The sequence below is a fragment of the Paraburkholderia sp. 32 genome (assembly GCF_050435345.1).
Lineage (GTDB): Bacteria > Pseudomonadota > Gammaproteobacteria > Burkholderiales > Burkholderiaceae > Paraburkholderia > Paraburkholderia tuberum.
Map to the genome: position 1 here is coordinate 936,570 of NZ_JBNDKD010000003.1, position 12,613 is coordinate 949,182.

A 12,613-nucleotide genomic window follows, 5' to 3' on the forward strand; every position below is an offset into this window, starting at 1 on the left:
GAACAGGATAACGGGTGCATCGCATACAGCTGAAACCGGCGCACCTCGTGCGGCGATCAGGCTGCAGACGAGGCTGCGAACCGGGCGGAGACGGCCACGAGTGGCGAAAAGACAGTCGGCGGTTCGACGGAACGCGCAGACCTTTTGTTAGAATGGCTCGGAGTATAACATCCAGACCTGAGCCTATGAAACACTCAAGCGGCCGCGCGCACAGCGCTGCGACCCTCGCCGCGACTGCGTTTGGCAACGTTGTCGGTGGCGTTACTTTCGAAGCGGCGCGTGCCCTCGCGTGGCGCGTCACCGTCGTTGCCGCACTTGCCGCGGTGCCGGTCGCGAGCGCTTATGCGCAGAAGACCGCGGTGATGCCGCAAGGCCCCGCCGTGCGTGACAATACGCCGGAAATCGACGCGTCGATCGCGCAGAAAAACTGGCAAGCCGCGCTGACCCAACTCGATGCGCGCGTCGCCGCGAATCCGCGCGACGCACAAGCGAAGTTCAAACGCGCAAACGTGCTAGTGCATCTGAATCGCGACGACGAAGCGATCACAGCGTTCACCGAACTCACGCAGCTGTATCCCGAGTTGCCCGAGCCGTACAACAACCTCGCCACACTCTTCGCGAGACAAGGCCGTCTGACCGAAGCGCGCGCGGCGCTCGAGATGGCCACCCAGGTCAATCCGAACTACGGCCTCGCGTTCGAGAACCTCGGTGACCTCTATCTGCGCCTCGCCGATGCCGCGTACCGTCGCGCGGAGAGCCTCGGCAAGGCGAGCCCGAGGACCGCGCAGCGTCTCGCGGATATCCAGAAGGTCGTGTCGCCGGCAACGCCCGCTGCTGCGGCGTCGCAGCCTGCCGCCGAGCAGACGACCGTGCCCGCCGCGCACCCCACGTCGAACATCACGGACAGCCCGAGCTTCCAGTTCGGCGGCCCGAATGGCTCGCTCGCCATGCCGCCGTACATGGCGCCGTCGCGCTGAGCGCCGGGCTCGTTGCCTGCCGCAAGTTTTCTCCAACCCCGAGGACTTTCATGAAATGGTTGATGTTGGCGCTCGGCAGCGCCGCCCTGATCGCAAACGCACCCGCCTTTGCGCAGTCCGGTTCGCAGGCCGCTCATCCTTCCGTGCTGCTGAAGACGTCGGAGGGTGACATCCGCGTCGAGCTGTATCCCGAGAAAGCGCCAAAGACGGTCGCCAATTTCCTCGACTACGTGAAAGCCGGCCAATATAGCGGCACGATCTTCCATCGCGTGATTCCGGGCTTCATGATCCAGGGCGGCGGCTATACGCAGAGCTTCGTCGAGAAGCCGACGCGCGCGCCGATTCCGCTCGAGAGCCGCACCGGTCTGAAGAACACCGCTGGCACGATCGCGATGGCGCGCACCAGCGACCCGAATTCGGCCACCGCGCAGTTCTTCATCAACACGGTGGACAATGCCAATCTCGACTACCCGAATCCGGACGGCAACGGCTACGCGGTATTCGGCAAGGTCACGAGCGGCATGGACGTCGTGAAACGCATCGAAGCCACGCCCACCACCACGCGCGGCCCGATGAGCGATGTGCCGCAGAAGCCGGTCGTGATCCAGTCGGCGACGGTGGTGAGCAAGTAAAAACGAACGGGCAAGCGAACCCGCGCGGCCGAAGTCCGGCCCCAACCAACGCCCCGGCGCGGCCGGTCGTCAGCACATGACGACGCGCCGCGCCTTTTATCCACCTGTTCATCAAAGGATTCCATCATGGTTGAACTGCATACGAACCACGGCCTCATCAAACTCGAGCTGAATGCCGAAAAGGCGCCGAAGTCGGTCGAGAACTTCCTGAACTACGTGAAGGCCGGCCACTACGACAACACGGTGTTTCACCGCGTGATCGACGGCTTCATGATCCAGGGCGGCGGCTTCGAACCCGGTATGAAGCAGAAGCCGACGGCCGAGCCGATCACCAACGAGGCGAACAACGGTCTGAAGAACGAGAACGGCTCGATCGCGATGGCGCGTACCAACGACCCTCATTCGGCGACCGCGCAATTCTTCATCAACGTGAACGACAACGACTTCCTGAACCACTCGTCGCCGACGCCGCAAGGCTGGGGCTATGCGGTGTTCGGCAAGGTCGTCGAAGGCATGGACGTGGTCGAGAAGATCAAGAAGGTCAAGACCGGTTCGAAGGGCTTCCATCAGGACGTGCCGGTCGATGATGTCGTGATCGAAAAAGCTGTCGTCGTCGGCTAAACCGTGAGTGAGTCGCGCCTCATGCGGGCGTCGACTCCTTTGAACTGAAATCAGGCACCTTCAATGCTGCAAGAGACGCCGCTGCGAAGCGTCGCCGCGGGCGTGCCAGGCGAGGGCCAACGCCCGCACGCCGCGCGCCCTTTTTTCTTCCTCTCCGATCTGCATCTGAGCGAGGCGATTCCGCGCACGGTCGCCGCGTTCGAGCATTTCATCGGCGTGAGCGCGGAAGCGGCCGACTCGGTGTTCATCCTCGGCGACCTGTTCGAGTACTGGGTCGGCGACGACATGCTGAGCGAGCCGTTCGTCGCCCATATTGCGGCGCTGCTGCACACGCTGTCCGAGCGCGGCATCGCGCTTTACATCATGCACGGCAACCGCGACTTTCTGCTGGGCAAGCGCTTCATGAAAGCGGCCGGCGCGATCTGGCTGCCCGATCCGTTCGTGATTACCGCGTTCGGCACGCGCATTGCGCTCGCCCATGGCGATGGTCTGTGCACCGCGGATCGCGGCTATCAGTTGTTCAGGTGTTTCGCGCGCAATCGACTCGCGCAGATTCTGTTTCTCGCGTGGCCGTTTCGTTGGCGTCGCAAGCTCGCCGAGAACATGCGCTCGAAGAGCGAGCATGGCCGCACGCGGCCGATGCCGATCAAGTATGACGTGACCCCGCAAGGTGTCGCCGCGCTGTTCAGGAAATCGAAGACCGCGACGATCATTCATGGGCATACCCATCTGCCCGCACGACATCGCGAGCCGGGCGGCACGCGCTGGGTTCTGCCCGACTGGGATCTCGATCACGGCGAGCGCCGGGGCGGCTATCTGAAGATCGATGCCGACGGGATTCGAGCGTTGCCGCTGGATTGACCTCGTGGGTACGGCGTGCGCTTCGCGCTGCCGAGGCGCCGATACCTAGCGCTCCCCCGCCAGCCCCTCCACCTTCCCCGCGATCGCCGCCGATAGCCGCCGCAAATCGAGCAACGCCGCATCCGCGCCTTGCAGACCTTCGAGGCTCGTGCCGAGCCGCTCGAGCGCATCGACGATTTCATCGATACGTCGCGCCTGAGTAGCCGCATGGTCGATCAGACCGTGAATCGCGAGCGAAACCGGATCGTCCGCGTTGGGCGTGATGCCGTATGCGCAAAACGCGCTGATTTCGCTGCCGCGCTTCGCGTCACGCGCGGCGTTGTTCGCATTCGGGTTCGCACCGTTCGCAGCCGCCGCGGCCGGCACGATGATCCGCGCCGGATTGCCGAGCGCCGTGCCACGCGCGGGCACCGGCTTCGTCACGACCGCGTTCGATCCGATCTTCGCGTCCGCGCCGACGGTGAAGCCGCCGAGCACCTTCGCGCCCGCACCGACGATCACACCACGCTCGAGCGTCGGATGCCGCTTCGCGCCGCGCGTGAGCGACGTGCCACCGAGCGTCACACCCTGGTAGATCGTGCAGTCGTCGCCGATCTGCGCGGTCTCGCCGATCACGACGCCCATGCCGTGATCGATGAACACGCGCCGCCCGACGCTCGCGCCCGGATGAATCTCGATGCCGGTCATGAAGCGCGCCATCTGGGACACGAAACGCGCGAGCCAGCGGCGCTTCGCGCGCCAGCACGCGTGAGCGATCCGATGCAGCACGAGTGCGTGCAGCCCCGGATAACACGTAAGCACTTCCCATGCGCTGCGGGCGGCGGGATCGCGCTCGCGGATGGTGGCAACATCTTCGCGAAGTCTCGTGAACATGGCAGGGACTGTATTGTTGGGGGAAAACCGTCTGCGTGAGCGAATCCGCGCGGTTTGCGCATGCGGGACTCTGCGTTTCGCGCCATAGCTAACGGCATCGCTGCCGCTTAGCACGGCGGCAGCTTTGCTTCTAACGTTTCGTGGATTGTAGGGCGATTGCGCGAAACCTGCCGGAAGTCCCCGTCACCTGCAAGGTTGTCGTCAGACGAAGGCGGCGCATCAGGTGCGCCGTCACGGGCTGGTCAACGGACCGTCAGCCGGTCCGCCTGGTCTTGAGCAGTATGTGCTTGGCGATGCCGCGCACGATGTTGACCTCCTCGCGCTCGAGGCCCGAGCGCGCGAAGAGCCGCCGCAGCCGTGACATCAGCTTCTTCGGATTGGCCGGATCGAGAAACTCGAGCGCGACCAGTGCGCTTTCCAGATGCGCGAACATGCTCTCGATCTCGTCGCTGGCCGCCATCTGCGCGCGTGGAGCGGCGGATTCGGCCGGCGCCGCGTGTGCTCCCGCGGTGGGTGCGCCGTCGCTCGCTTCGTCGGCGCCGAGGTACGCGGTGCGTAGCTCGTAGGCGAGCACCTGCACCGCCTGCGCGAGATTGAGCGAGCTATAGGCCGGATTGGCCGGAATATGCGCGATCGCGCTGCATCGCTCGACGTCCTCGTTCGACAAGCCCGTGCGCTCGTTGCCGAACACCAGCGCGATCTCGCCGTGCATCGCCTCTGCGTGCGCGGCGGCGGCAGCCGCACGCGGCGTCCATTGCGGCGGACCGTATTCGCGCAGCCGCGCGGTGAGCGCAATCGACCAGTGCACGCCAGTCAGTGCATCGGCGAGCGACGGCACCACGTGCACGGAGGCGAGTACGTCATCGGCGCCGCTCGCCATCGCGATCGCTTCGGGGTCGTTCTGCACGTTCGGCACGCGCGGCGACACGAGCACGAGCCGCGAAAAGCCCATGGTTTTCAGCGCGCGCGCCGCGGCGCCGACATTGCCCGGATGGCTGGGCTCGACCAGCACGAAACGCGTCGACGTGAAGCCGCCGCGCAAATCGGCCACGGCGGGGTCGGAGGAATGGTGGGTGTGATCCACGATGAAACTCGGCTGGCTAGGACTCAAGACGCGTATGGTAGCGCCAACGGGCACTTATGCCGAATCAGGCGCACGCGCGAGCCACGCGCGCGGACGAGGGCGCAGCATCGGATCGGCACCGGCGGGCGCCTGTGCGGTACATCAGCCGCACGTGAGCGAGCACCTGCGCGAGGGCGCCCGGACTCAGGTAAAATACCGCTTTTCGCGTCCGGCGCCGACGTTTGCTGAAGCTTGCGTCGAACCGGTCGCACCGTTCTTATTCAATTCGTCTCCGTCGACGGAATGCTCTCCGGTTTGATAGCCGGTCTGCTGTTCCGTGCTGTTTTTGCGTCGTTGCGGCGCCCGTCAGCGCAGTTTCGCGCTTATTTACCGGCCGGCAGCCGTGCTGCCCCGGCACAAGGATCAGTTTATGCATCCCATGCTCAATATCGCTGTGAAGGCCGCGCGCCGCGCAGCTCAGATCATCAACCGCGCATCGCTCGATCTCGACCTGATTCAGGTCAGCAAAAAGCAGCACAACGATTTCGTCACGGAAGTCGACAAAGCGTCCGAAGCGGCGATCATCGAAACGCTGAAGACCGCCTATCCCGATCACGCCATCCTCGCCGAAGAGTCGGGCAAGTCGGACCACGATTCCGAATACCAGTGGATCATCGATCCGCTCGACGGCACCACCAACTTCATCCACGGCTTCCCTTACTACTGCGTGTCGATCGCGCTCGCGCACAAGGGCGTCGTCACGCAGGCCGTCGTCTACGATCCGACCCGCAACGATCTGTTCACCGCATCGCGCGGCCGTGGCGCGTTTCTCAACGATCGCCGCATCCGCGTCGCCAAGCGTGACCGCCTGGCCGACTGCCTGATCGGCACCGGCTTTCCGTTCCGCGCGCAGGACAGCCTCGAATCGTACGGCCGTCAGTTCGCCGAGATGACCGAAGCCTGCGCCGGCCTGCGCCGTCCGGGCGCCGCCGCGCTCGATCTGGCCAACGTCGCGGCCGGCCACATGGACGGCTTCTTCGAGCAGGGCCTGAACGCATGGGACGTCGCGGCGGGCAGCCTGCTGATCACCGAAGCCGGCGGCCTGGTCGGCAACTACACCGGTGATTCGGAGTTCCTGCACGTCGGCGAAGTCGTCGCGGGCAACCCGAAGGTCTACGCGCAGATGGTTCCAATCCTGTCGCGCTACAGCCGCACGCGTCAGCAGTCGGCGTAAGGTGCGCCGCCGCGGCCGGTCCGCGGCAACGCATAACGGTTGCAGAGAAAAGCGGCTTCGGCCGCTTTTCTGTTGGCGGCGCTCCAGTGTCCGGAGCGTCGTGCTAAAAAGCGGGAAGTCATTCGGGGCGGTACTCGGCCGGGACCGTTCCCTGCTCCATGCCGCTTTGACCCTGCCCGACTTTCGCCCCGGGCGCAGCCTCCAATCTGCCCCATGAAAAAAGGCTTCCATACGATCATCGCGGCACAGTTCATTTCGTCGCTGGCCGACAATGCGCTGTTGATCGCCGCCATCGCCCTGCTTTCCGTGATGCGCTCGGCCGCGTGGGTTACGCCGCTGCTGCAGATTTTTTTCACGATCTCGTACGTGCTGCTCGCGCCATTCGTCGGCGCGTTCGCCGATTCGATGCAGAAGCGTCACGTGATGTTCATCTCCAACGCGCTGAAAGCGAGCGGCTGCCTGATGATGATTCTGGGCGTTCATCCGATGATCGCCTACGGCGTGGTCGGCTTCGGCGCAGCCGCGTATTCGCCCGCCAAGTACGGCATCCTCACCGAGCTGCTGCCCGCCGAAAAGCTCGTGCAGGCGAACGCGTGGCTCGAATCGGCGACGGTGCTGTCGACGATCGCCGGCACGATGCTCGGCGGTGCGCTGATCAGCACCGTCTTCGAGCATTTCGTCACGCGTGCGCATATGCCGCTGATCCGCTCGGCCGCCGATCTCGCGATGGGCGCGGTCATGCTCACCTACGCGATCGCCGCCGCGATCAACATCTTCATTCCGGACACTGGCGCGCGCTATCCGAACCGGCTGACCGAGCCGAATAAGCTGGTCGGCGATTTCCATCACTGCTTCCGGGTGCTGTGGGCCGACAAGCTCGCGCAGATCGCGCTGTGGGTGACCACGCTGATGTGGGGCGCCGCGGTGACGATGCAGCTGCTGGTGCTCAAATGGGCGAACGTGAACCTCGGGCTGTCGTTGTCGAAGGCGGCGGTGATGCAAGGCGTGACCGGCTTCGGCATCGCGATCGGCGCGGCGGGCGCGGCCGCGCTGATTCCATTGCGCCACTCGCTGAAGGTGTTGCCGGTCGGCGTGCTGACGGGCGCGGTGGCGATCGCGATGGCCTTCTACAACAAGGACCTGTTCCCGGCGGGCGCGGGCCTGCGCTTCGGCACGCACGTCGCGCCCTACTACATTCTGCTGGCCTATCCGCTGATGATCGTGCTCGGTGCGTTGTCGGGCTTTTTCATCGTGCCGATGAATGCGATCCTGCAGCATCGCGGCGCGACGCTGCTGTCGGCCGGTCACTCGATCGCCGTGCAGAATTTCAACCAGAACCTCGCGGTGCTGCTGATGCTCGGCGTGTACGCGCTGCTGCTCACGGCGAAGATGCCCGCGCAGTGGATCATCGTCGTGTTCGGCACCTTCATCACGCTGCTGATGTGGCTCGCGAAACGCCGCAGCGCGGCGAACGAACGCAGGGTGGACATGCGGGCGATGATCGAGGAATGAATGCATCACGGTGCTCCAGCAATGACAGCGCGAGGCTCGGCTCGACGGCCGTAACCCGCCGCGACGGCGCGCACCCCCCGCTTTGATCGAATCGGTCATGCTGACATTCAGCTCTTGTGTTGGGCATCGTCCGTTCGGCCAGGGTCCGCTCGCCGCGCCGGCGGGTTAAACTCACGCCCTGAGCATCTACCGCAAGAAGACACGAAGGATGGGTATTCAAACCGCAGCGGCCAACGACGTCGCACAACACACGCCGATGATGCAGCAGTACCTGCGCATCAAGGCGGAGCATCCGGGCACGCTGGTGTTCTACCGGATGGGCGACTTCTACGAACTCTTTTTCGACGACGCGGAAAAAGCCGCGCGCCTGCTCGACCTGACGCTCACGCAGCGCGGCGCATCGGCGGGCAATCCGATCAAGATGGCCGGCGTGCCGCATCACGCTGTCGAACAGTATCTGGCCAGGCTCGTGAAGCTCGGCGAATCGGTCGCGATCTGCGAACAGATCGGCGACCCGGCCACCTCGAAAGGCCCGGTCGAGCGCAAGGTCATGCGCGTGGTTACGCCTGGCACGCTGACCGACGCCGCGCTGCTGTCCGACAAGAGCGACGTCTATCTGCTCGCGCTGGGGGTCGCGCACAATCGCCGCGGTGTCGCCACGAGCGTCGGTCTCGCGTGGCTCAATCTCGCGAGCGGCGCGCTGCGCCTCGCCGAAGTCGCGCCCGATCAGGTCGCCGCCGCGCTGGAGCGCATCCGTCCCGCGGAAATTCTGGTCGCCGACGCCACCGCCGATTCGACCAGCTGGACACCGCCTGTCAACGCCAGCGCGCTCAAGCGTGTACCGGCCTGGCACTTCGATATCACCTCGGGCACGAAGCGCCTGTGCGACCAGCTCGAAGTCGCGAGCCTCGACGGCTTCGGCGCGCATTCGCTCGGTTGCGCGTGCGGGGCGGCCGGCGCGTTGCTGCTGTATGCGGCGTCCACGCAGGGCCAGCAACTGCGCCATGTGCGCAGCCTGAAGGTCGAATACGAATCCGAATACATCGGCCTCGATCCGGCCACGCGCCGCAACCTCGAACTCACGGAGACACTGCGCGGCACCGAATCGCCGACGCTGTGCTCGCTGCTCGACACCTGCTGCACGACGATGGGCAGCCGCCTGCTGCGGCACTGGCTGCATCATCCGCCGCGCGATTCGGCGGTGGCGCAGGCACGTCAGCAGGCGATCGGCGCGTTGCTCGACGCGCCGCCGGGCGCCGACCTCGATACCTTGCGCAGCGCATTGCGGCAGATTTCGGACATCGAACGGATCACCGGACGTCTCGCGCTGCTGTCGGCGCGGCCGCGCGATCTGTCGAGCCTGCGCGATACCTTCATCGCGCTACCTGCATTGCGCGCGCAGCTCGCAGCGGTGGCCTCGAACGCGGATTCGCTCGCGCGCATCGACGCGGCGCTCGAACCGCCGCACGCGTGCGCCGATTTGCTGAAGCTCGCGGTCGCGCAAGAGCCGGCCGCGATGGTGCGCGACGGCGGCGTCATCGCGCGTGGTTATGACGCCGAGCTCGACGAACTGCGCGATATTTCGGAGAACTGCGGACAGTTCCTGATCGATCTCGAAACACGCGAACGCGCGCGCACCGGCATCAGCAATCTGCGCGTCGAGTACAACAAGGTGCACGGCTTCTATATCGAAGTCACGCGCGGCCAGACCGACAAGGTGCCGGACGACTATCGCCGTCGGCAAACGCTGAAGAATGCCGAGCGCTACATCACGCCCGAGCTGAAAACCTTCGAGGACAAAGCGCTGTCCGCGCAGGAACGCGCGCTCGCGCGCGAACGCGCACTGTACGACGCGTTGCTGCAATCGCTGCTGCCGTTCATTCCCGACTGTCAGCGCGTTGCGCTCGCGCTCGCCGAACTCGATCTGCTGGCCGCGCTCGGCGAACGCGCTCGCGCGCTCGACTGGGTTGCGCCGACGTTCTCGGCGAACGCGGGTATCGACATCGAGCAGGGTCGTCATCCGGTGGTCGAGGCGCAAGTCGAGCAGTTCATCGCCAACGATTGCTCACTCGCGACCGAGCGCAAGCTGCTGTTGATCACCGGTCCCAACATGGGCGGTAAGTCGACTTTCATGCGCCAGACCGCGCTGATCGCGCTGCTCGCTTACGTGGGCAGCTATGTACCAGCGCGGCGCGCGGCCTTCGGACCGATCGACCGCATCTTCACGCGCATCGGCGCGGCCGACGACCTCGCCGGCGGCCGCTCGACCTTCATGGTGGAGATGACCGAAGCCGCCGCGATCCTCAACGACGCGACACCGCAAAGCCTCGTGCTGATGGACGAGATCGGCCGCGGCACGTCGACGTTCGACGGCCTCGCGCTCGCGTGGGCGATCGCGCGCCACCTGCTCGCCCACAACGGCTGCTACACGCTGTTCGCGACGCACTATTTCGAGCTGACGCAACTACCCGCGGAGTTTCCGCACGCGGCCAACGTGCATCTGTCGGCAGTCGAGCACGGGCACGGCATCGTGTTCCTGCACGCGGTCAACGAAGGGCCCGCCAATCAGAGCTACGGTCTGCAGGTCGCGCAACTCGCCGGCGTGCCGAACGCGGTGATCCGCGCGGCACGCAAGCATCTCGCGCATCTGGAGCAGCAATCGGCCGCGCAGCCCGCGCCGCAACTCGATCTGTTCGCCACGCAGCCTGCCATGCTCGCCGAAGACTCGGACGACGACCACGAGGCGGCGGCCGACGCAACGCCTGCGTCGCCCGCGATGCAGACACTCGTCGAGCGTCTGCGCGGCATCGATCCGAACGATCTGCGGCCGCGCGAAGCGCTCGATCTGCTGTACGAACTGCATGAACTGGCCGTCGCGCCGGATGCGGACCACTGACACGCCGGGACACCCGCCGCGCCCGCGCGGGCTTCGCGCGGCGCTGCGCCACGTGCTCGCACCGGCAGGCGGCATCGTCGTGCTCGTGGCAGTGTGCGCATGGACCGCGCCGGCGCACGCTGAGGCCTCGCGCTTCGCGTTCGCGGTGATTTCCGGCACGATGCACAGCCCCGCCGACGAAGCCGCCACGCAACGGCTGCTCGAGGCGATCGGCCGCGAGCGCGACGTGCGCTTCATCGTCTACGACGGCAATCTGAAGGGGCCGAAGGAAGTTTGCCGCGACGCGCTGTTCGAGCGCCGCCACGCGCTGCTCGACAGCTCGCGCACTGCCCTCTTCTTTATCCCCGGCCAGCATGACTGGGTCGATTGCGGCACGGCGGAAGCCGGCGGCTTCGATCCGGTCGAGCGGCTCGACCAGTTGCGGCAAACGCTGTTCGCCGATCCAACGTCGATGGGGCAGAACCCGATCGCGTTGACGCGCGAGAGCGAGGTGTCGCGCTTCCGCCCGTTCCGTGAAAACGTGCGCTGGGTGGTCAACGAAAAAACGAACGACAAAGCGAACACCAAAGCCGGCGACATCGTCTTCATCGGCCTGAACGCGCCGGGTCCGAACAACCGCTACCTGAGCGCGGGCGGCCGCAACGGCGAGTTCGAAGATCGCGTGATCGCCAACGCATTCTGGCTCGAGCACGCGGCCGAATACGCGAAGCGCCGCGACGCGCGCGCGATCGTCGTGTTCATTCAAGGCGACTTCGACCCGGAGCGCTACGAGCGACCCGAACGGTTCGCCTGGCTGCACTTCGCACATAGCTCGCGCCGCGACGGCTTTCTGGAATTCAAGCGCAGTCTGCTCAAGCTCGCGCAGATTTTCCCCGGACCCGTGGTCGTCATTCATGCAGACGAGGACCGGCCGGCCGGCGGTTTCGTCATCGATCAGCCGCTACGCAACGACAAGGGGATGGTCGTGACGAACCTCACGCGCATTGCGCTCGCGCCGCATGATCGTCTCAACCAATGGATTCAGATAGAAGCGGATTTCGGCAGGAAGCCGCCGTTCAGAGTCAGCGTGCGCGACGTGCCGAAGCAGATGCCGCTGCCCACCACGCCGCCGGTCTTGCCGCCCGCATCGCCGCGCGACGAATCCGGCGCGTCGATGCCGGTTGCGCCGGAGATGCCGAATGTGGAAGGTTTCGGGCCGGCGTCGGAATTGCCGCCCGTATTGCAGACGCCTGGAGAGTCGCAGGAGCAGCAGCCGCGCATCCCGTCCGACCAGGGCGGCGGCGACTATGGGCCCGCTATCTCGATGCCGCCGGGTTCGATACTGCCAGCCTCGCCTGCGTTGCCCGCATCGGTGCCGTCTGCCCCCGCGACGACACCGCGCATGCCCGCAAGCTCAGTGCAGGGTCGGTTTTGAGCTGTCTTCTTCGTCCTCGTCTTCATCGTCGTCGAGAACTTCGAGGCCGTCCGCGCCATGCGCGTGCTCGTGCTGGATTTCGTCTTCAGTTGCCGGACGCACGTCTTTGACGGTCAACGCGAAACGCAGCGCCATGCCGGCGAGCGGATGATTGCCGTCGAGCACGACCTTGTCTTCCGCGACGTCGGTCACCACGTACACCAGCGCATCGATTTCCTCGTCGCCATCTTCGGGGGTGCCTTCGAACTGCATGCCGACTTCGAGCGGTTCCGGGAAGCGATCGCGCGGCTCGATCTTCACAAGGTCAGGATCGTATTCGCCGAACGCGTCTTGCGGCTCAAGCTGGATCTGGGTCTCGAAGCCAGCCTCGTGGCCGTCGAGCTCTTCCTCGATCTTGGGGAACGTGCCATCATAGCCGCCGTGAAGATAGACCATCGGCTCTTCGCTTTCCTCGATCAGATTGCCCTGCGCATCCGACAGCTTGTAGGCGACCGACACGACGGTGTTCTTTGCGATTTTCATTCGATTCT

General features: G+C 65.3%; 11 protein-coding genes. 8 read left to right on the plus strand and 3 right to left on the minus strand.

Features of this window, described 5'->3' with window-relative positions:
- Positions 1–185 precede the first annotated feature (185 nt).
- From OKW26_RS26980 to OKW26_RS26995, 4 genes are all read left to right on the plus strand, one after another.
- On the plus strand, positions 186–977 hold the full coding sequence (locus OKW26_RS26980; protein ID WP_184057269.1) for a tetratricopeptide repeat protein: 792 nt from the start codon (positions 186–188) through the stop codon (positions 975–977).
- A gap of 50 nt (positions 978–1,027) precedes the next feature.
- Positions 1,028–1,609, plus strand: a complete 582-nt coding sequence (locus OKW26_RS26985) for a peptidylprolyl isomerase (protein WP_184022474.1) — start codon at positions 1,028–1,030, stop codon at positions 1,607–1,609.
- Between the two features lie 126 nt (positions 1,610–1,735).
- Positions 1,736–2,230, plus strand: a complete 495-nt coding sequence (locus tag OKW26_RS26990) for a peptidylprolyl isomerase (protein ID WP_090800697.1) — start codon at positions 1,736–1,738, stop codon at positions 2,228–2,230.
- 63 nt (positions 2,231–2,293) lie between these two features.
- Positions 2,294–3,091, plus strand: a complete 798-nt coding sequence (locus OKW26_RS26995; RefSeq protein ID WP_184057271.1) for a UDP-2,3-diacylglucosamine diphosphatase — start codon at positions 2,294–2,296, stop codon at positions 3,089–3,091.
- Between the two features lie 45 nt (positions 3,092–3,136).
- Here OKW26_RS26995 and cysE read toward each other — a convergent pair whose 3' ends face one another.
- Both cysE and OKW26_RS27005 read right to left on the minus strand, forming a co-directional pair.
- Complete coding sequence (gene cysE, locus OKW26_RS27000) at positions 3,137–3,964, minus strand: serine O-acetyltransferase (RefSeq protein ID WP_429334797.1); 828 nt, start codon at positions 3,962–3,964, stop codon at positions 3,137–3,139.
- A 253-nt stretch (positions 3,965–4,217) separates the two neighbouring features.
- Positions 4,218–5,048 (minus strand): RNA methyltransferase, encoded by an 831-nt coding sequence (locus OKW26_RS27005; protein WP_090800702.1) that lies wholly within the window; start codon positions 5,046–5,048, stop codon positions 4,218–4,220.
- A 409-nt stretch (positions 5,049–5,457) separates the two neighbouring features.
- Between OKW26_RS27005 and OKW26_RS27010 the strand changes: the two genes are divergently transcribed.
- The 4 genes from OKW26_RS27010 (at position 5,458) to OKW26_RS27025 (ending at position 12,083) form a co-directional block, all read left to right on the plus strand.
- Positions 5,458–6,261: an inositol monophosphatase family protein gene (locus OKW26_RS27010; protein WP_184057275.1), complete on the plus strand. Its 804-nt coding sequence runs from the start codon at positions 5,458–5,460 to the stop codon at positions 6,259–6,261.
- Between the two features lie 213 nt (positions 6,262–6,474).
- Positions 6,475–7,773 carry a lysophospholipid transporter LplT gene (gene lplT, locus OKW26_RS27015; protein WP_184057277.1) on the plus strand — a complete coding sequence of 433 codons (1,299 nt, stop codon included), beginning with the start codon at positions 6,475–6,477 and terminating at the stop codon, positions 7,771–7,773.
- A 208-nt stretch (positions 7,774–7,981) separates the two neighbouring features.
- Entirely contained in the window at positions 7,982–10,669 is a 2,688-nt protein-coding gene (gene mutS, locus OKW26_RS27020; RefSeq protein ID WP_429355740.1) for a DNA mismatch repair protein MutS, read from the plus strand.
- Positions 10,635–12,083 (plus strand): hypothetical protein, encoded by a 1,449-nt coding sequence (locus OKW26_RS27025; RefSeq protein WP_429355741.1) that lies wholly within the window; start codon positions 10,635–10,637, stop codon positions 12,081–12,083. Before mutS ends, OKW26_RS27025 begins: the two co-directional genes overlap by 35 nt.
- Here the strand turns inward: OKW26_RS27025 and OKW26_RS27030 are convergent.
- Positions 12,063–12,605, minus strand: a complete 543-nt coding sequence (locus OKW26_RS27030) for an FKBP-type peptidyl-prolyl cis-trans isomerase (protein WP_184048969.1) — start codon at positions 12,603–12,605, stop codon at positions 12,063–12,065. The genes OKW26_RS27025 and OKW26_RS27030 overlap by 21 nt on opposite strands.
- Positions 12,606–12,613 lie beyond the last annotated feature (8 nt).